The following is a 19,861-nucleotide window of genomic DNA, read 5'->3' as shown; positions in this document are numbered from 1 at the left end:
TCGCGAGTTTAGGCGGTGGACCCGTCACCCGCACACGCGAGGTACGCGCGGGAGTGCTGCGCGGCGACGTCGTCCCAGGTCAGTTCGCGCGCCCGCCGAGCCGCCGCCTGTGACATCGCTCTCCACGCGGTGGGGTCCGCGGCCGCGCGGTGCAGGGCCTCGGCCCACACGTCCGGGTCCCTGCCGGGCACGAGCCGGCCGGTCTCGCCGTCCCGCACCGCGTAGCGCAGTCCGTCCACGTCCGTGGCGAGCACGGGGGTGCCGCACGCCTGAGCCTCCACGGCCACGAGCCCGAAGGTCTCCGACGAGGACGGCACGGCCACCGCGTCCACCGAGCCCATGAGCCGGGCGAGCTCCGGGCGGGGCAGGGACCCGCGGAGCACGACGTCGCCCGCGACCCCCTCCGCACGCGCCAGCTCGCGCAGGTGGTTCAGGAACTCCCGCGAACCCGTTCCGGCCAGGACCAGCCGCACAGGGGTCTCCGGGTGGGCGCGGCGCAGCCGACCAAGCGCACGCACGAGCACCTGCTGCCCTTTGAGTGGCTGCATCCGTCCCGCGCACAGCACGGTGAAGGGCTCCGGCTGGCCCGGGGACTGCGCACGAGCGCGCACTGCGGAGACCGGCCCGCCGGCTGGGTGCTCCCCGCCGCGGGGCACGGCCGTGGGCGGGGTGGACCGCGGGGTCCGGTCCTGGCTCGCGGGGCGGAACACGGTCGGGTCCACCCCCGGCGGGATCACCTCGATCCGCGCCGGGTCCGCGCCGTACAGCTCCACGAGCTGACGCTTCTCCGCCGGGGTGTTGACCACCGTGCGGCACGCGCGGGAGATGATGTGCCGCTCGGCGTCCTCGCGCTCCCGCGGCTCGGGGGCCTCGTCCGCTCCGGCGCGCAGGTTCTTCGCGGCCGCAGAGGTGTGCAGGGTGAGCACCAGGGGAGCGTGCAGGTGCCCGGCGAGCTCGAGCCCCGCCACCGCGGACAGCCAGTAGTGGGCGTGCAGCACGCGCGGCGCGGCGTCGTGGCCGTCGTAGAAGTGCGCGAGGGCGCGGCCGAAGGGCTCGGCGAAGCGCGGCAGGTCCTGTTTGGGGGCTGAACCCGCGCCGGGCAGCGACACCGCGAGCAGCCGGATGCCGGGTGCGAGGTCCGAGGGGTGCACGCCCTCGGCGTGGGAGGGGACTCGGTCCAGGGTGGCCATGTCCACGAGCCACCCGGCCTGGGCCAGGGCGCGCGCGAGGTGCCACACGTAGACGTTCATGCCCCCGGCGTCCCCGGAGCCCGGCTGGTCCACGGGGGAGGTGTGCATGCTGAGCAGCAGCACGCGGTCGGGGCAGGCGGGAGGCACGCGCCCAGCCTACCGGCGGCCACGGGGCACAATGGGGGGCGTGAGTGAGATGACCTCGGAGCAGAACCGGCAGGCAGACGGACCCAGCGAGCGCAGCGCGGTGGTGGACCTCGCCGCGGTGCAGCACAACGTGGGGCGGCTGCTCGATCTCGCCCGGGGCCGCACGCTGATCGCCGTGGTCAAAGCGGACGCGTACGGCCACGGTGCACCTCAGGTGGCGCGGGCGGCGCTCGCGGCCGGTGCGCACATGCTCGGCACGGCCCACGTGGCGGAAGCACTGGCCCTGCGCGCGCAGGGCATCACGGCCCCCGTGCTGGCGTGGCTGCACACCGCGGCCACGGACTTCAACGCCGCGGTGAGCCAGGACGTCCGCCTGGGCCTCAGCGGCGGGGAGCTGGACCTCGTCCTGGACGCCGCCCGGAAGACCGGCAGACCCGCGGTGGTCCACCTCAAGTTCGACTCCGGGCTGGGCCGCAACGGCGCCACTCCCGCGCAGTGGCCGCGGCTGCTGGAGCGCGTCCGCCGCGCCGAGTGCGAGGGGCTGCTCACGGTGGAGGGCGTCTTCACGCACCTGGCCGTCGCGGACGAGCCCACCCGCCCGGAGACGGCCGAGCAGCTCGCCGCGTTCCAGGACGCGGTGCGTGCCGCCCGGGAGGCGGGCCTGCACCCCACGCTGGTCCACGCCGCCAACACCCCGGGGCTGCTGTCCGCGGCCGATCTTCCGGACCCGGACGCCATGCTGCTCGACGCCGTGCGCGTGGGCCTGGGGCTGTACGGCCTGAGCCCGTTCGCGGACCGCACCCCGCAGGAGTTCGGGCTGGTGCCCGCGATGACCCTGCGGACCCGGGTGGCCAACGTCAAGGACGTGCCGGCCGGTGCCGGGGTGTCCTACGGACTCACCTACCGCACCGAGGGGCCCACCCGGCTCGCGCTGGTTCCGCTGGGCTACGCCGACGGCGTCCCCCGGGTGGCCACGGGGGCACCCGTGCGGATCGGGGACCGGATCTACCCGGTGGTGGGTCGGATCGCAATGGACCAGTGCGTCGTGGACCTGTCCCTGGGGCGGCCCGTGGGCGCCGGGACGGGGGAGCCCCCTGTGCGGATCGGGGACGAGGCCGTTCTCTTCGGCGCCGGGACGGACCCCTCCGTCGTGGAGTGGGCCGACGCCGCCGGGACCATCAACTACGAGATCGTCACCCGGATCTCGCCGCGCGTCCCCCGCGAGTACGTGGGGGTGGAACCGCAGCGCGCGAACGGCCGGGACCGGAACGCGCGGGCCAGTGGGCACCCCGGTGCGGAGACCGGCGAGGCGCCCACCACGGATTCCGTGGAGGCCCCCCGCGCGGACCGCGACCGCGGGTCGGACACCGGGCCGGGCGGCGTCGTGCCCGGGCAGGACGCGCAGGACGGTCCCGGGGAGGGGGCCGCGGCGGGGGAGAACTGGAGCCTCACCCGGGAGCTCGGGACCGCGGAGGAGACCCGCGAGCTGGCGCGCGCCCTCGCACCGCACCTGCGGGCGGGAGACCTGGTGCTGCTCAACGGCGAGCTGGGCGCGGGCAAGACGACCTTCACCCAGGGGCTCGGCGAGGGGCTGGGCGTGCGCAAGGGGATCATCTCGCCCACGTTCGTGCTCGCGCGCCGCCACCCGAACGTGGTGGACGGCCCCCGACCGGGTGGGCCGGACCTCGTGCACGTGGACGCGTACCGGCTGACCACGGCCGAGGACGTCGAGAGCATCGACCTGGAGGACACGCTGGACACGTGCGTGACCGTGGTGGAGTGGGGCACCGGCAAGGTGGAGCACCTCAGCGGCTCGCGGCTCGTGGTCGACATCGAGCGGGCCCGAGGCGCCGAGGCGGTTCCCGAGCAGCCGGACACGGACCTGGCCGGGGTGCTCGCGGACCTGGGCGCCCAGTGGCAGGACGAGGACACCGCCGACGAGGCGCGCCGGGTGACGCTGCGGGGGATCGGCCCGCGCTGGGCCCGGTGCCCGCGGTGGTGACGGGGCCGCGAGGTCCGAAGCACGGGTGGGGCGAGAACCAGTTCCCGTGACCACTCGGGTGCCGGTCCGAGGGGGTCGGGGTGCGTCGCGGATCACGCCCGGTCAGACCGGGAAAGGGCCCGGCTGCGTGACACAATGAGGGCGGACACCTGCACGTCCACCGCAGACGGTGAGACCCCAGGGGGACCCCGACGGCGTCGTCGTTCCATGGGCACTCGGCCGCCTGCGCGCACCGACCCGAGGAGAACCGCATGCCGCGGACATCGACACCCCACATCAAACCCGATGGCGCACCCATCGCCGAGACCATCCTGCTGCCCGGTGACCCGCTGCGCGCCAAGTACATCGCGGAGACGTTCCTCGAGGACGTGGTGCAGTTCAACTCCGTGCGCAACATGCTCGGCTACACCGGAAGGTTCAACGGCCGGGAGCTGTCCGTCATGGGCACGGGCATGGGCATCCCGTCCATCGCGCTCTACAGCTGGGAGCTGATCCACGAGTTCGGCTGCCGCAAGCTGGTGCGCGTGGGCTCGTGCGGCGGGCTCACCAGGAACCTGGCCCTCAACGACATCGTGCTCGCGCAGGCCGCGTCCACGGACTCCAACTACCTGGCGCAGTTCGACCTGCCCGGCACGTGGGCCCCCACCGGTTCCTTCCGGCTGCTGGACCACGTGTACCGCGGCGCCGCCGAGCGCGGGATCACCGCCCACGCGGGCAACGTGGTCTCCTCCGACACCTTCTACCACGCGCAGGACGACACCACGCAGCGCTGGGCCCGGATGGGCGTGCTCGCCGTGGAGATGGAGACCGCGGGGCTGTACGCCAACGCGGCCGCCGCCGGAGTGGAGGCGCTGGGCATGTTCACCGTCTCCGACAACCTCGTGACTCACGAGGAGATGAGCCCCGAGCAGCGCCAGACGGGGTTCGCACAGATGATCGAGCTGGCCGCAACCGTGACGGAGCTGTGAACGACATGAACCCCGAGAACCAGAACCCCGTCCCGCCCTCCGAGGCGGGACCCCAGAGCGCGGCCTCCACGCCCGCGGCCGCCGTGCCCGCCACGGCCACCGGTGCCGCCGGGGCCCGCACCACGAGCGGTGTGAACCCGCGCCGGGCCGTGCCCGTGCTGCTGTTCCTCTTCATCTTCTGCCTGGTGATCGACCAGGGCTTCAAGTTCACGTCCCAGCCCATGGCGGAGGCGCTGAACCTCAGCGAGTCCACGGTGAGCCTGCAGGCCACGCTCACCGGTGTGCTCATCGGCATCGGTGCCGTGGTGTACTCCGCGCTCGCGGACTCCGTGGCCATCCGCAAGCTGCTGTACCTGAGCATCGGGCTGATCGTGGTGGGCTCGGTGATCGGCTTCGTGGGCTCCGCGTCCTTCCCCGTGGTGCTCGTGGGCCGCGTGATCCAGACGGCCGGCCTGGCCGCGGCGGAGACCCTCTACGTGGTGTACGTGACCAAGCACTTCGAGGGCGTGGAGCTCAAGAAGTACCTGGGCTTCTCCAACATGTCCTTCCAGCTGGCCTCGCTGATCGGCACCCTGATCTCCGGCTTCCTGGCCACGTACGTGTCCTGGACCTGGATGTTCCTGATCCCGCTGATCATCCTGCTGTCCCTGCCGTTCATCAAGACCCGCGTGCCGGACGAGGTCCAGCAGAGCAGCTCCGGGGTGGACGTCTACGGGCTGTTCCTGGTGGGCGTGATCGCGACCGGACTGATCATGTTCATGCAGGAGTTCGTGTGGTGGTGGTGGATCCCCGTGGTCGTGGCCACCGTGCTGTTCGTGATCCACGTGCGCACCAACCCCAAGGCCCTGGTGGACGCGTCCTTCTTCACCAACCGCCCGTACATCAGCGCCCTGGTGGTCGTGTTCATCATCTACTCGGTGAACCTGGCGTTCGTCTTCCTGTTCCCCTTCGCGATCCACGGTGTGCACGACATGGCCATGGACAAGGTCTCGCTGCTCACCATCCCCGGCTACATCCTGGGCGCCTCCACGGCGGCCATGTCCGGGGGGGTCAGCAAGCGGCTCGACTCCAAGCAGGCCGTGACGCTGGCGCTGTGCCTGCTGGCGCTGTCCCTCGCGGTCGCGGGGGTGTTCATCAACGTCTCCGTGGTGGCCATGGTGATCGCGATGGCCATGTTCTCGGTGGGCTTCGGCCTGCTGTACGCGCCGCTGATGTCCAGCGCGCTGCTGCTCATGCCGGCCTCCAAGTCCGGCGTGGCCGTGGGCTTCTACAACCTGGTGATCAACGTGGCCTCCCCGATCGGCGTGGCGTACACCGCCACGCTGATGTCCGGCAAGCCCACCTGGTTCAGCGGGCTCAGCGTGGGCACCACGCCCGAGGGCGACTACTTCGCGACCATCCTGTGGCTGCTCGTGGGCATCACCCTGCTGGGCCTGGTGGCCTACCGCGTGCTGTTCGGGCTGATCGAGCGCAGCGACGCCCGGGCCGCCCAGCAGCTGACCACGCAGGCGTAGCTTCCCGCGCCGCGCACCGCAGCCCCTCCGCCCCGTTCCCCTCGCGGAACCGGGACGGAGGGTCTGCCGCGTTGCGGGCATAGACTGTCCGGGTGCTTGTGCTGAGTCTGGATTCCTCCTCGATCGCCTCCGTGGCACTGTCCCGCAACGGTGAGGTGATGCGGGAGTTCGCCACCACGGACACGCGCTCCCACGCGGAGGCGCTGGCCCCGGCGGTGCGTGACCTGCTGTCCGCGCAGGGGGTCACGGGCGCCGAGCTGGACGCGCTGCTCGTGGGCACGGGGCCCGGCCCGTTCACGGGTCTGCGCGCGGGTCTCGCCACGGCGTGGGCGCTCGGCTTCGCGTGGGACGTGCCCGTGCACGGGCTGTGCTCCCTGGACGCCGTGGCCCACCGCGTGGCCCCGACCGCCCGCTCCGCCGGGCACCCGGAGTACCTGGTGGCCATCGACGCCCGCCGCAAGGAGCTCTACTGGCGCCGCTACCGGGTGCACGACGACGCCGCCGGCACCTGTGCCGTGCCCGTGGCCGCCCCGCAGGTGGGCGCCCCGGAGGAGCTCCCGGACCTGCCGTGCGCGGGACCCGGCGCGGGTCTGTACCCCGACCGGATCGCGCGGCCCCTGACCGGGAGCCAAGAGCTGCACCCCACGGCCGCGGACCTCGCCCGCGCGGCCTGGGCGCTGACGAGCCGCGGCACGCCCCTCAGCACCGACACCTCCCCGCTGTACCTGCGCGAGTCCGACGCCAAGGTGCCCGCATCGCTCAAACGGGTCACCTCATGACGGGCGCCGAGAACACCGCGTCGGATCCCGACGACAACGCCACCGCGAGACCCCCTGCCGGACCCGGCGGGCAGCACGGCCCCGCAGACCGGCAGGGACGGGCCGCGGAAGTCACCGCGCACCCGCGGGAGGGGCACGGCGCGGCGAGTGCGGCGGCGTCGTCGATCCCCGCGGGACACGCCCTGCGGCCCATGCAGCCCGGGGACCTGGACGCCGTGCACGCCCTGGAGACCGCGCTGTTCCCCGAGGACGCCTGGCCCCGGCCCATGTTCGACGAGGAGCTGGCGCACCCCACCCGCCAGTACTGGGTGGTCACCCGTGACGGGGAGATCGTGGCGTACGCGGGGATGATGTGCATCCCTCCGGTGGGGGACGTCCAGACGATCGCCGTGGCCGCGGCCCACGAGGGCAAGGGTCTGGGGAGCGCCCTGCTGCGCGTGCTGCACGAGGCCGCCGTGCGCGCCGGGGCCACCGAGATGATGCTCGAGGTGCGCGCGGACAACCCCCGCGCCCAGGCCCTGTACCGGCGCTTCGGCTACGAGCACATCCACACCCGGGCCCACTACTACGGTCCGGGACACGACGCACTCATCATGCGCTGCGAGCTGGTCCCGCCCGGGCCGCAGCAGCGCAGCGCGGACGGAAGGACCATCCATGAGCACCGCTGAGCCCCTCGTGCTGGGCATCGAGTCCTCGTGCGACGAGACCGGAGTGGGCATCGTGCGCGGCACCGAGCTGCTGACCAACACCGTGTCCTCCTCCATGGAGCAGCACGTGCGCTTCGGCGGGGTGATCCCCGAGATCGCCTCCCGCGCGCACCTCGAGGCGTTCGTGCCCACGGTGCGCGAGGCGCTCGCCGCGGCGGACGTGACGCTCGCGGACGTGGACGCGATCGCCGTGACCTCCGGGCCCGGACTCGCGGGCGCGCTCATGGTGGGCGTGGCCGCGGCCAAGGCGCTCGCGGTGGCCACGGGGACGCCCCTGTACGCGATCAACCACCTCGTGGCCCACGTGGGCGTTGGCCTGCTGGACGGGGACGGCAGCCTCCCCGAGAACCTGGGAGCGCTGCTCGTCTCCGGCGGGCACACCGAGGTCCTTGCGGTGGGAGAGATCACCGAGGACGTCCGGCTGCTCGGTGCCACGATCGACGACGCCGCCGGCGAAGCCTACGACAAGGTGGCCCGCCTGCTCGGACTCGCCTACCCCGGGGGACCGGCGATCGACCGGGCCGCGAAGGACGGGAACCCCGAGGCGTTCCGGTTCCCGCGCGGGCTGAGCGCGGGCAAGTACATGGGTTCGGCGGAGAACCCCGGCCGGCACCGCTACGACATGTCCTTCTCGGGGCTCAAGACCGCGGTGGCCCGCGTGGTGGAGGCGTTCGAGGCCGCTGGTCAGCCCGTGCCCGTGGCGGACGTGGCCGCGAGCTTCCAGGAGTCCGTGGTGGACGTGATCTCCCGCAAGACCGTGCTGGCCTGCACCGAGCACGGGATCACCACCCTGCTCATGGGCGGCGGAGTGGCCGCGAACTCCCGGCTGCGGGAGGTCGTGACGGGGCGCTGCGCGGAGCACGGGATCCGTGTGGTGGTCCCGCCGCTGTCGCTGTGCACGGACAACGGGGCCATGGTGGCGGCCCTCGGCGCCCGCCTCGTCACGCGGGGCGTGGCGCCCACGGGCATCGAGTTCACCGCGGATCCGGGACTGCCCGTGACCACGGTGTCGGTGCCCGCCCCGGCCTGAGTCCGCCTCAGCCGGCGTGTGCCGGTTGAGGCGGTGTGACCGGCGCGTGCGGCCCGCCCGGTACGCGCGGTCCGGGTCCGACGGTAGGGAGCCCGAGCGGTGTGGAGCAACCGCGCTCCGGCGCCCGCCCGGAGGCGCGCTGGGTGTTCCGGACCGGCCCCGGGGTCAGCGGATCTCGCGGTTCTGCGCCACGATGTCCCGCACCACGGCCCGCAGGTCCCCGCCGTTCTCCTGGGCGATCCGGCGCTGGCGGAGGTAGCCGGCTTCACCGGTCAGCATGGTCTCCACGTAGGCCAGCTCCCGGGCGCAACCGAGCTCCTCGGCGAGCGGCTCCAGGCGGTTCAGCACCTCGGTGAGGTCCTCGGCGAGGGGCTCCTGGTGGTTCTGCGCGTCCCGGATGACCACGGCGTCCAGCCCGTAGCGGGCGGCACGCCACTTGTTCTCCTGGTGGTGCCACGGCGGCATCACGGGAATGCTTCCGCCCTGGTCCAGCGTGCGGGAGAAGGACTCCACGAGGCACTGGGTCAGGGCCGTCAGCGCACCCACCTCACGAAGGTTGGAGGGGCCGTCGCACACGCGCATCTCCACCGTGCCAAAGCGGGGGACGGGGCGGATGTCCCAGCGGTTCTCGGAGGTCTCCTCGATCACGTCCGTGGCGATCAGGTCCGCCACGTAGGCCTCGTACTCGTCCCACGAGTCGAAGTGGAAGGGCAGCCCGGCCGTGGAGAGCTGCTGGAACAGCTGCGCTCGCTGCGAGGCGTAGCCGGTGTCGTGGCCGCACCAGTACGGCGAGTTGGCGGACAGCGCCAGCAGGTGCGGGTAGTAGTTCATGAGCCCGTCCAGCACGGGCAGCGCCTTGTCCCGGTGGTCGACCCCCACGTGGACGTGCAGCCCAAAGATCACCATCTGACGGCCCCAGTACTGCGCGCGGTCCAGCACCTTGTAGTAGCGCTCCGCGTCCACCACCGGCTGGTCCGCCCAGTCAGAGAACGGGTGGGTGCCGGCCGCGAAGATCTCGAGTCCGCGCGGGTCCGTGACCTCCCGGAGCCTGTCCTGGGTATCGGACAGGTGCGCCAGGGCCTCGGGCACGTTCTGGCACACGCCCGTGACCATCTCCACGGTGTTCTGCAGGAACTCGCCCGTGACCTGGGGGTGGTCCCCCTCCTCACCGAGCTCCGGGTACTCGGACACCACGGCCTCGAGGACCTCCTGCGCCCGCTGCGCGAGCTCTCCGGAGTCCCGGTCCACCAGGGCGACCTCCCACTCGACACCCAGGGTGGAGTTGTCGGAGATCTCGAAGTCAATGTGCACGGCGTGGTCCTCTCATGGGTTCGCCGGGAGCGGCTGCTGCGTCCTGGAGCGTGGCCGCGGCGCGCGGTCCTCACACAGGGTCTCTCAGTGTAGGGGGTTAACAGCCAGCACCACACGACGCTCCCCGCCGGGCTCGGCCACGCGTGTCATCACCAGGGTGGCGCGCTGCGTGCCGCGCGGCGCGAGTTGGTGGCGCAGCTGCTCCGGGGTCACATCGGTGCCTCGCTTCTTGACGTCCAGGGTGCCCACGTCCTGCTCCCGCACCCACCGGCGCAGCACCTTGACCGTGTGGGGCAGCACCTCGCGCACCTCGTACGCGCGCGCCAGGGGGGTCTGCACCAGGGTCTCCGAGGAGAGGTACGCGATGTCCGGGTGCATCAGGTGCGCCCCGAGCCGCTGCGCGAGGTCGGTGACGAGCCCCGCGCGGATCACGGCGCCGTCGGGCTCGTAGAGGTAGCGGCCCACGGGCCCCAGCAGCGGCCCCTCGGGCGCGGGGGAGTCCCAGGAGCCGGAGGTCAGTTCCGCCGCCGACGACGCCGCGGAGCCGGGTTCCCCACCGCCGCCCAGCACGAGCGCGGAGCGCACCACGTCCGGGCGGCGCACGGCACCGAACCACAGGACGGCCTCCACCACGTCCCCGCGGTCGGAGATCCACTGGGCCTCCGCGCCCTCGGGCACGTGCTCGTGGGGGATCCCGGGTCCGATCTTCGCGCCCACGGCGAGTCCGGCCTCCGCGAGCGACGCGACGAAGGACAGGGGAGGGGAAAAGGCCTCGGGGTCGAAGATCCTGCGGGTGCGGCCACCGCCCGAGACGCGGCGGGCCGGGTCCAGCCACACCCCGTGGACGGGGCCGTTCTCGAGCGCGGAGAGATCCAGCTCCTGTGCGTCCGCGCACAGCACGCGGGCACGGGGCCAGCCCGTGAGGTTCACGGTGGCGGCCGCTGCGGTGAGGGGGTCCCGCTCGACCGCGGTGACCGTGCGGTCCAGGGCCGCGAGCGCCAGCGAGTCCGCGCCGATGCCGCAGCCGAGGTCCACCACGTGCGCCGCGCCCGCCTGGGCGAAGCGCTGGGCGTGCAGGGCGGCCACGGACCACCGGGTGGCCTGCTCCACGCCGTCGCGCGTGAAGACCAGCTGCCGCGCGAAGTCCCCGAACTTCGTACGGGCCTTCTCCCGCAGCCGGGACTGGGTGAGGGCGGCGGCCACGAGCTCGGGGTCGTGGCCCTGGGTGCGCAGGGACTGGTTCAGCGCGAGCGAGGCCGCGGCGTCGTACGGGGGCAGGGAGTCGAGCAGGTGGCGGCCCTCGGGAGTGAGGAGGCGGGCCAGTCCCCGGGCCTCGGCGTCGTTCGGTGCGGTGGGTGCAGTCACCTGTCCATCACATCACGAGCGACACATCTCGAATTACGAACTATAAGTCATACCTAATTAGGTTAGGCTCACCTGGTGGCCGGCCGCCCGTTCCCTGACCGCTCCATCAGAATGTGAGACACCCATGCTCTCCCACCGCCTGCTGCCCGGCGCGGCACTGTGCACCGTTGCCGCGCTGACCCTCGTGGGGTGCGGTTCCTCCGCTGAATCCGGGGACTCCACCGCGAGCTCCAGCGCCTCCTCCAGCACCGTGAGCATCGAGGACAACAAGGGCACCCAGGACGTCACCGTGCCTCCCAAGACCGTGGTGGCCACCGACAACCGCCTGTTCGAGACCCTCGCGGACTGGGACGTGCAGCTCGCCGCCGCCCCCAAGAAGCTGATCCCCGAGACCATCTCCTACGCCAACGACGAGAGCGTGGTGGACCTCGGCTCGCACCGCGAGCCGGACCTGGAGGCCATTGCCGGTGTGGATCCCGACCTCGTGGTCAACGGGCAGCGCTTCGCGCAGCACTACGACGACATCCACAAGCTCGTCCCGGACGCCACCATGCTCGAGCTGGACCCGCGGGACGACCAGCCCCTGGACTCCGAGCTGCAGCGCCAGACCACCGCCATGGGCGAGGTCTTCGGCAGGCAGGAGGACGCCAAGGCGCTGAACGAGGGCCTCGACAAGGCCGAGCAGCGCGCCAAGGACGCCTACGCGGGGCAGTCCACCATGGGCCTCATCGTCTCCGGCGGGGACATGGGGTACGTGGTGCCCAGCACGGGGCGCACGATCGGCCCGCTGTTCGACATGGTGGGTCTCAAACCCGCCCTGGAGGTCTCCGGCTCGGAGGACCACCAGGGTGACGACATCTCGGTGGAGGCGATCGCCAAGGCCAAGCCGGAGCTGCTGATCGTCATGGACCGGGACGCCGCCCTGAAGTCGGAGAAGGGATCCACCCCGGCCTCCGAGGTGATCGAGAAGTCCGAGGCCCTCAAGGACGTTCCCGCGGTGAAGAACGGCAACGTGGTCTACCTCCCCGCGGACACCTACACCAACGAGGGCATCCAGACCTACACGGAGATCCTCAACGCACTGGCGGACAAGCTCGAGGCGGACGCCAAGAACTGACCGGCCCGTCCCGGACCCACACCGTGGCCCCGCGGGGACGTCCCGCGGGGCCACGTCACGAGCACACGGAAGCACACAGGTGAAGATGGCCACCACAGCCACGGTCCCGACGTCCCGTCCCGCACCCAGGGGGGTGCTCAGGGACTGGACCTTCTGGGTGGCCTGCGCCGTGGTCGCGGGGCTGCTGGTGGCCTCCGTGCTCACGGGGGTCGCGGACCTCTCCGACCCCGAGGAGGGCGGGCAGTTCCTCGCGCTGACCCGGATCCCGCGCACCGTGGCTCTGGTCCTCGCGGGTGCGGCCATGGCCATGTCCGGGCTGGTCATGCAGCTGCTCACCCAGAACCGCTTCGTGGAGCCCACCACCACGGGCACCACGGAGTGGGCCGGGCTGGGTCTGCTGGTCATGATGGTCGTGGCCCCGGACGCCGGGCTGACCGCTCGGATGCTCGGGGCCGTGGTGGCGGCCTTCGTGGGAACCATGGTGTTCTTCGCGTTCCTGCGGCGGATCACCCTGCGCTCCTCGCTGATCGTGCCGATCGTGGGCATCATGCTGGGGGCCGTGGTGGGGTCCGCGTCCACCTACCTGGCGCTGGTCACGGACAGGCTGCAGAACCTGGGGGTGTGGTTCGCGGGCAGCTTCACGTCCGTGCTCAAGGGCCAGTACGAGACCCTGTGGATCGTGGCCGCCGTGGCCGTGCTGGTGTTCGTCGCCGCGGACCGGCTCACCGTGGCGGGGCTCGGGGAGGACGTCGCCACCAACGTGGGGCTGAACTACGACCGCATCATCCTGCTCGGCACGGGTCTCGTGGCCGTGGCCACGGGGGTGGTCACCGTGGTGGTGGGAAACCTGCCGTTCCTGGGGCTAATCGTGCCCAACGTGGTCTCGCTGTTCCGCGGGGACGACCTGCGCTCCAACCTGCCCTGGGTGTGCCTGCTGGGGGTCGGGCTGGTCACGGTGTGCGACCTCATCGGGCGGACGGTCATCATGCCCTTCGAGGTCCCGGTCTCGCTCATCCTGGGGGTCGTGGGAGCGGCCGTGTTCATCGCCCTGCTGCTGGGGAGCCGCCGCCGTGTCTGAGTCCCGCACCCGCCGGCCCGCCGTGGGCTCCGGCGCGTTCACCTCCGCCGCCCACCGGCGCCGCTACTGGTGGATCACCGTGGCACTGGCCGTGGTGGGGGCCCTGTGCTGCGCGGGGATCCTGGCGTGGGACAACCCGCTGCCGGCCGGCACGCCGGGCTTCTGGCGGGTCGCCGGGACCCGTGCCACCTCCGTGGTGGTGATCGCGGTGGTGGCGCTGTGCCAGGCCATGGCCACCGTGGCGTTCCAGACCGCGGCGAACAACCGGATCATCACCCCGTCCATCATGGGATTCGAGTCCCTCTACGTGCTGGTGCAGACCTCGGCGGTCTACTTCCTGGGTGCCGTGGGGGTCACCGCGGTGCAGGGTCTGCCGCAGTACGCGGCGCAGGTGACGGTCATGGTGCTCTTCGCCCTGGCCCTGTACGGCTGGCTGCTGTCCGGCAGGCACGCGAACGTGCAGGTCATGCTGCTGATCGGGATCGTGCTGGGCGGTGGCCTGGGGGCGGTGTCCACGTTCATGCAGCGGCTGCTATCGCCCAGCGAGTTCGACGTGCTGAGCGCCCGGCTCTTCGGCTCGGTGTCCAACGCGAACCCCGAGTACTTCCCCCTGGCCATCCCGCTGTGCCTGCTGGGAACGGCCGCCCTGTACCTGCGCTCCCGGAGGCTCAACGTCATGGCGCTGGGGCAGGACGTGGCCACCAACCTGGGGCTGCGGCACCGCCGCGAGCTCATGCTCACCCTGTTCTGGGTGTCCGTGCTCATGGCCGTGACCACCTCGCTGATCGGTCCCATGACGTTCCTGGGCTTCCTGGTGGCCACCCTGGCGTACCAGTTCTCGGACACCCACGACCACCGCTACGTGTTCCCCATGGCGGCGCTGCTGGGCTTCGCGGTGCTCTCCGGGGCCTATTTCATCCTGAAGAACGTCTTCTACGCGGAGGGCGCGGTGTCCATCATCATCGAACTGGTGGGCGGAACCGTGTTCCTCGTGGTGATCCTGAGGAAGGGCAGACTGTGATCCGGCTGGACGGACTGAGCAAGCAGTACGGGACGGACACCGCCATCGGGCCGGTGGACCTGGAGATCCCCGAGGGTGGGATCACCGCGCTCGTGGGTCCCAACGGCGCGGGCAAGTCCACGCTGCTGACCATGATGGGCCGTCTGCTCGGCCCGGACGCCGGCACCGTGGTGGTCGGTGGCCACGACGTCACCACCACCCCGCCGCGCACGCTCGCCACGGTGGTGTCCACGCTGCGCCAGGAGAACCACTTCACGGCGCGGCTCACGGTGCGCCAGCTCGTGGGCCTGGGCCGCTTCCCCTACACGCGCGGGCGGATCAACCGGGAGGACGAGAGGATCATCTCCGAGTCCATCGAGTTCTTCGACCTGGGCCCGCTCCAGGACCGCTACCTGGACCAGCTCTCGGGCGGCCAGCGCCAGCGCGCCTACGTGGCCATGGTGCTGTGCCAGGAGACCGGGTACCTGCTGCTGGACGAGCCGCTGAACAACCTGGACATGCGGCACTCCGTGCACATGATGCAGCACCTGCGCCGCGTGGCGGACGAGTTGGGGCGCACCGTGGTGATCGTGCTGCACGACATCAACTTCGCGAGCCACTACGCGGACCGGATCTGCGCGGTCAAGGACGGGCGGGTCGTGGAGTTCGGCACGCCCACCCAGATCATGACGGACGAGACCCTCACCCGCGTGTTCGACACCCCGGTCACGTGCCACGAGGGCCCCAGCGGGCGGCTCGCGGTCTACTACTGAGCGCGACGACGCCGCTCCTGCCGCGGGTGCTCGAGCCCGCCTTCCACGGGCGTGGAGCGGGCTCCGGCCGCCCGGGGTGCGGATGCGGCGGCAGCGCTCGGGGCCCGTGCCGGCGCCACCCCGGGGATGGTGCGTCGAGGCCGTCGACGGGGCCGGGCGGCGTCGTCGTGGGGTGTGCCGGACCAGCCTGTTCAGCCCACAGGGGAGTGGCGTGGGCGCGTCTTGACCGGGCGCGGCCCGCGTCCCTACAGTGCTATTAGCACTCTCCCATGGAGGGTGCTAAAGGCCAGGCGCTCAATCGGCACCGCGACGACGGTTGGCACGCCAACTGGCCTGTGGCGCTCGCCGTCATGGGACCCCATGGCACGCGGCGGACGCACACCGTCTCACACGCCTAGAAGAAAGGGAGAGATCGTGTCGGTCTCCATTAAGCCCCTCGAGGATCGCATCGTGGTTCAGCCGCTGGCCGCTGAACAGACCACCGCCTCCGGTCTGGTCATCCCGGACACCGCCAAGGAGAAGCCCCAGGAGGGCACCGTCCTGGCCGTGGGCCCGGGCCGCGTGGACGACAAGGGCAACCGCATCCCCGTGGACGTCAACGAGGGTGACCTGGTCATCTTCTCCAAGTACGGCGGGACCGAGGTCAAGTACAACGGCGAGGAGTACCTGGTGCTCCCGGCGCGCGACGTGCTGGCCGTCATCGAGAAGTAACTTCTCCACACCCTTTCGTACGCGGTGCCCGCCCGCCCGGGAACGGGCCGCGGGCACCGCGTGCGTCGTCTCCGCAGTCTTCCCGGTTCCCTAAGGAGCAACTCACATGCCCAAGCAGTTGGTGTTCGACGACACCGCTCGCAAAGCGCTCGAAGCCGGCGTGAACCGCCTGGCCGACACCGTCAAGGTCACCCTCGGCCCCCGCGGCCGCAACGTGGTCCTGGACAAGAAGTGGGGCGCACCCACCATCACCAACGACGGCGTGACCATCGCCCGTGAGGTGGAGCTCGAGGACCCGTACGAGAACCTCGGCGCCCAGCTGGCCAAGGAAGTGGCCACCAAGACCAACGACGTCGCCGGTGACGGCACCACCACCGCCACCGTGCTCGCGCAGGCGATCGTGAAGGAGGGCCTGCGCAACGTTGCCGCGGGCGCCGCCCCCAGCGACATCAAGCGCGGGGTCGAGGCCGCCGTGGCCACCGTGTCCCAGCGCCTGCTGGACAACGCCCGCCCCGTGGAGGGCAAGGACGTGGCCCACGTGGCCGCGATCTCCGCCCAGTCCGAGGAGATCGGCGAGCTGATCGCCCGCGCCTTCGAGACCGTGGGCACGGACGGCGTCATCACCATCGAGGACGGCTCCTCCACCGAGGTGGAGCTGGACGTCACCGAGGGCATGCAGTTCGACAAGGGCTACCTGTCCCCGTCCTTCATCACCGACCAGGAGCGCCAGGAGGCCGTCCTGGACGACACCTACGTGCTGCTGTTCCAGGGCAAGATCTCCTCGATCCAGGACCTCATGCCGGTGCTGGAGAAGGTGCTGCAGGCCAAGAAGCCGCTGACCATCATCGCGGAGGACGTCGAGGGCGAGGCCCTGTCCACCCTGGTGGTCAACAAGCTGCGCGGCACGCTGGACGTCGTGGCCCTCAAGGCGCCCGGTTTCGGAGACCGCCGCAAGGCGATCATGCAGGACCTCGCGGTGCTCACGGACGCCACCGTGACCACCCCGGAGCTCGGCATCTCCCTCGAGGCCGTGGACCTGAGCCAGCTGGGCTCCGCCCGCCGGATCACCGTGACCAAGAACCAGACCACCCTGGTGGACGGCGCGGGCTCCTCCGACGCTGTGGCCGATCGCGTCGCGGAGATCCGCTCCGAGATCGCCCGCACGGACTCCGAGTGGGACCGCGAGAAGCTCCAGGAGCGCCTCGCGCGCCTCGCCGGCGGCATCTCCGTGATCAAGGTCGGCGCCGCCACCGAGGTGGAGCAGAAGGAGCGCAAGCACCGCATCGAGGACGCCGTGTCCTCCACGCGTGCCGCGCTCGAGGAGGGCATCGTGGCCGGCGGCGGTTCCGCGCTGGTCCACGCCTCCAAGTCCCTGGACGGCACGGACCTCGGTCTGGACGGCGACGCCGCCACGGCCGTGAACATCGTGCGCCGCGCCCTCACGCAGCCCCTGCGCTGGATCGCGGAGAACGCGGGCCAGGACGGCAACGTGGTGGCATCCCGCGTGGCCGAGATGGAGCCCGGCAACGGGTACAACGCCCTGACCGGCGAGTACGAGAACCTGCTCTCGGCGGGCATCATCGACCCCGTGAAGGTCACCCGTTCCGCCCTGCAGAACGCGGCGTCCATCGCGGCCCTGGTGCTCACCACCGAGACCCTGGTGGCCGAGAAGAAGGACCAGGACGAGGACTGACCACCCCTCGTCGCTCCCGTGAGCGCCCGGCCCCCTGCGGCGGGCGCCACGGGCCGGACCAGCGATCGCCACGACGGCCTCCTCCTGCGGGAGGGGGCCGTCGTGGTGTTGTCGGGGGATCGGCGCGGCCCAACCGAAGGCCGCGCGGGTGGGAGTCCTGGTTGGACCTGCTTGTGCCCCCGGCCTAATCTGATGCGATGCGCTTCCCCCCGGCCCCGGTTCCTGAGTCCGCGAAGACCTCTCCTTGGGAGGCTGGAGATCGGGATGACGGCCGTGCCGGGGGGTCTTCACCTTCGGACCGGGTGTCCCGGTATTCGGGGTTCCGTCCGGAGGTGCAGGGTCTGCGCGCGGTGGCCGTGCTGCTGGTGGTGGTCTACCACGTGTTCATGGGCCGGGTCTCCGGTGGTGTGGACATCTTCCTGTTCATCTCCGCGTTCTTCATGACGTTGTCGTTCGTGCGCAAGATCGAGGGTGGGCGTCCGCTTGCGCTGGGGCGGTACTGGTTGCACACGTTCAAGCGGCTGCTGCCTCTGGCCACGCTGGTGATCCTGGGGACGTTCGTGCTGCTGTGGTTGTTCTACCCGGCGCAGGACGCGGCGTCCTTCCGCTCCGAGGGTGTGGCCTCGATCCTGTACGTGGAGAACTGGTCGTTGGCGTTCAACGCGGTGGACTACTACGCGGCGGATCATTCCAGTGCGTCTCCGTTCCAGCACTTCTGGTCGCTGTCGGTGCAGGGTCAGGTGTTCCTGGTCTGGCCGTTGATCTTCGCGTTCGCGTGGTGGGTGAAACGGTGCACGGGGCGCAGCAGCGTGCCCGTTCTGGCGGTGTGCTTCGGGGCGGTGTTCGTGGTCTCGTTGACGTTCTCGGTGATCACCACGAACACCCAGCAGGCGTTTGCGTACTTCGACACCCGGGCCCGGTTGTGGGAGTTCGCGTTGGGGTCCCTGGTGGCTCTGGCGATCCCGTATCTGCGGCCGAGCCGTGGGCTGCGGGTTCTCCTCGGGTGGGCGGGGTTCGTGAGCATGGTGTCCGTGGGCATCCTCGTGGACGTTCAGGGTGCGTTCCCGGGGTGGATCGCGTTGTGGCCGCTGCTCTCGGCGGCGGCGATCATCGTGGCTGGGCAGTCGGGTTCGCGGTGGGGTTTCGATCGTTTCCTCTCGTGGGGGCCGGTGGTGCGGATGGGTGATTCGGCCTACGCGCTGTACCTGGTGCACTGGCCGTTGCTGATCACGTATCTGGTGATCCGTGATCGTCCCGTGGCGGGGCCGCGTTCGGGTGTGGTGATCGTGGTGGTCTCGGTGCTGCTGGCGCTGCTGCTGACCCGTGTGGTGGAGACGCCGTTGAAGAACTGGGCGTGGCCGGAGGCGAGGAACTGGCGGCTGGGGCTGGTGATCGTGGTGTGCATGAGTTTGGTGCTGGCCGTGGCGGGGTCCTGGGCGGGTGTGGAGCGGCAGCGGGAGGCGCGGCTCGAGGCGCAGGCGGAGCTCAACAATCCTGGGGCGCGGGCACTGGAACCAGGTTTCGAGTTCCAGGGGGACCCCGAGGCGCCGGCACTGCCCACCTCCATGGCGGACCAGTGGGTGGGGCTGCCCGAGCCGTGCAGCGGGGAGTTCGCGTCCCAGAACCCGGTGGCGCAGGACTTCTGCCGCCAGACCGAGCCGGTGGAGAACCCCACCAAGGTGGTCGCCGTGGTGGGCAACTCCCACATGGAGCAGTACATGGGAGCCGTGATCCCGGTGGCCGAGGAGGAGAACTGGCAGCTGGTCTCCGTGCTGCAACCCGGGTGCGGACTGGGCGTGGAGGGCCAGACCCCGGAGTGCCAGAAGGGCAACGAGGCGGTGCTGGAGTACCTCGACCAGCTGCAGCCCGATGCCGTCCTGACCACCTCCACGCGGGCCGAACTCATGGACGGTGGAGCCGAGCACACCGTGGCCGGACTGGAGCCGATCGTCCGGGACCTCACTGCGGACGGCACCGCGGTGGTGGGGTTCCGGGACAACCCCCGTCTTGGCTACGACCCCACCCGGTGCGTCGCGGAGAAGGGGCGGGAGGATCCGTCCTGCACCACTTCCCAGGACACCGTGCTGGCGCCCGAGAACCCGTCCCAGTCTCTTGAATCCATCCCGGGCTACACGGGCATCGACCCCACCCCCCTGATCTGCCCGCAGAGCGTGTGCGCTCCCGTGATCGGCAACGTGAACGTGTGGCTGGACTTCCACCACCTCACGTGGGACTACGCGCGCAGCATGGCGCCGCTGCTTCGGGACGATCTCGTGGCGGCCGTGAATTCCGAGCCGTGAGGTGAGCTGGGACACACGGTGCCTCGTGGTCACGGGATCCACAGCGATCCGGGGGAGGCCCAGGTCCTGAACGAGTCGATCTCCGGGGGTCCTTCCCGGGTGGGAGTCCTGGTTGGACCTGCTTGTGCCCCCGGCCTAATCTGATGCGATGCGCTTCCCCCCGGCCCCGGTTCCTG

16 protein-coding genes are annotated in these 19,861 nt (G+C 71.2%); 13 read left to right on the top strand and 3 right to left on the bottom strand.

From position 1 onward, the window contains the following. Window positions 1-8 precede the first annotated feature (8 nt). Complete coding sequence (locus AABM36_RS11125) at window positions 9-1,337, bottom strand: glycosyltransferase (protein WP_423446304.1); 1,329 nt, start codon at window positions 1,335-1,337, stop codon at window positions 9-11. A 49-nt stretch (window positions 1,338-1,386) separates the two neighbouring features. On the opposite strand from AABM36_RS11125, the gene alr reads away from it, so the two are divergent. The 6 genes from alr (at window position 1,387) to tsaD (ending at window position 8,337) form a co-directional block, all read left to right on the top strand. Beyond that, complete coding sequence (alr, locus tag AABM36_RS11120) at window positions 1,387-3,339, top strand: alanine racemase (RefSeq protein ID WP_423447948.1); 1,953 nt, start codon at window positions 1,387-1,389, stop codon at window positions 3,337-3,339. 251 nt (window positions 3,340-3,590) lie between these two features. Continuing rightward, window positions 3,591-4,307 carry a purine-nucleoside phosphorylase gene (deoD, locus tag AABM36_RS11115; protein WP_423446302.1) on the top strand — a complete coding sequence of 239 codons (717 nt, stop codon included), beginning with the start codon at window positions 3,591-3,593 and terminating at the stop codon, window positions 4,305-4,307. Between the two features lie 5 nt (window positions 4,308-4,312). Then, entirely contained in the window at window positions 4,313-5,821 is a 1,509-nt protein-coding gene (locus tag AABM36_RS11110; protein WP_423447946.1) for an MFS transporter, read from the top strand. A gap of 92 nt (window positions 5,822-5,913) precedes the next feature. Beyond that, on the top strand, window positions 5,914-6,600 hold the full coding sequence (tsaB, locus tag AABM36_RS11105; RefSeq protein WP_423446300.1) for a tRNA (adenosine(37)-N6)-threonylcarbamoyltransferase complex dimerization subunit type 1 TsaB: 687 nt from the start codon (window positions 5,914-5,916) through the stop codon (window positions 6,598-6,600). Further along, on the top strand, window positions 6,597-7,268 hold the full coding sequence (gene rimI, locus AABM36_RS11100) for a ribosomal protein S18-alanine N-acetyltransferase (protein WP_423446298.1): 672 nt from the start codon (window positions 6,597-6,599) through the stop codon (window positions 7,266-7,268). The genes tsaB and rimI overlap by 4 nt, the downstream gene beginning before the upstream one ends. After that, complete coding sequence (tsaD, locus tag AABM36_RS11095; protein WP_423446296.1) at window positions 7,255-8,337, top strand: tRNA (adenosine(37)-N6)-threonylcarbamoyltransferase complex transferase subunit TsaD; 1,083 nt, start codon at window positions 7,255-7,257, stop codon at window positions 8,335-8,337. Before rimI ends, tsaD begins: the two co-directional genes overlap by 14 nt. A gap of 165 nt (window positions 8,338-8,502) precedes the next feature. Here the strand turns inward: tsaD and AABM36_RS11090 are convergent, their stop codons facing one another. Both AABM36_RS11090 and AABM36_RS11085 read right to left on the bottom strand, forming a co-directional pair. Beyond that, window positions 8,503-9,648 (bottom strand): glutamate--cysteine ligase, encoded by a 1,146-nt coding sequence (locus AABM36_RS11090; RefSeq protein ID WP_423446294.1) that lies wholly within the window; start codon window positions 9,646-9,648, stop codon window positions 8,503-8,505. An 84-nt stretch (window positions 9,649-9,732) separates the two neighbouring features. Next, entirely contained in the window at window positions 9,733-11,013 is a 1,281-nt protein-coding gene (locus AABM36_RS11085; RefSeq protein WP_423446292.1) for a THUMP-like domain-containing protein, read from the bottom strand. A 124-nt stretch (window positions 11,014-11,137) separates the two neighbouring features. On the opposite strand from AABM36_RS11085, the gene AABM36_RS11080 reads away from it, so the two are divergent. From AABM36_RS11080 to AABM36_RS11050, 7 genes are all read left to right on the top strand, one after another. After that, window positions 11,138-12,130, top strand: a complete 993-nt coding sequence (locus tag AABM36_RS11080) for a siderophore ABC transporter substrate-binding protein (RefSeq protein ID WP_423446291.1) — start codon at window positions 11,138-11,140, stop codon at window positions 12,128-12,130. Window positions 12,131-12,215: 85 nt separating this feature from the next. Further along, window positions 12,216-13,208 carry an ABC transporter permease gene (locus AABM36_RS11075; protein ID WP_423446290.1) on the top strand — a complete coding sequence of 331 codons (993 nt, stop codon included), beginning with the start codon at window positions 12,216-12,218 and terminating at the stop codon, window positions 13,206-13,208. Continuing rightward, window positions 13,201-14,229, top strand: a complete 1,029-nt coding sequence (locus AABM36_RS11070; RefSeq protein WP_423446288.1) for an iron chelate uptake ABC transporter family permease subunit — start codon at window positions 13,201-13,203, stop codon at window positions 14,227-14,229. The genes AABM36_RS11075 and AABM36_RS11070 overlap by 8 nt, the downstream gene beginning before the upstream one ends. After that, window positions 14,226-14,981 (top strand): ABC transporter ATP-binding protein, encoded by a 756-nt coding sequence (locus tag AABM36_RS11065; protein ID WP_423446286.1) that lies wholly within the window; start codon window positions 14,226-14,228, stop codon window positions 14,979-14,981. Before AABM36_RS11070 ends, AABM36_RS11065 begins: the two co-directional genes overlap by 4 nt. A 414-nt stretch (window positions 14,982-15,395) precedes the next feature. Next, entirely contained in the window at window positions 15,396-15,692 is a 297-nt protein-coding gene (gene groES / locus AABM36_RS11060; RefSeq protein WP_012397747.1) for a co-chaperone GroES, read from the top strand. Window positions 15,693-15,798: 106 nt separating this feature from the next. Continuing rightward, window positions 15,799-17,385, top strand: coding sequence for a chaperonin GroEL (gene groL / locus AABM36_RS11055; RefSeq protein WP_423446284.1), 1,587 nt, complete (start codon window positions 15,799-15,801; stop codon window positions 17,383-17,385). Between the two features lie 302 nt (window positions 17,386-17,687). Beyond that, window positions 17,688-19,685, top strand: a complete 1,998-nt coding sequence (locus AABM36_RS11050) for an acyltransferase family protein (protein ID WP_423446282.1) — start codon at window positions 17,688-17,690, stop codon at window positions 19,683-19,685. The last annotated feature ends 176 nt before the right edge of the window (window positions 19,686-19,861 follow it).

The organism is Kocuria sp. KSNUG, assembly GCF_049532735.1.
Taxonomy (GTDB): Bacteria; Actinomycetota; Actinomycetes; order Actinomycetales; family Micrococcaceae; genus Kocuria; species Kocuria rhizophila.
This window is presented reverse-complemented; position numbering and strand designations above follow the sequence as displayed.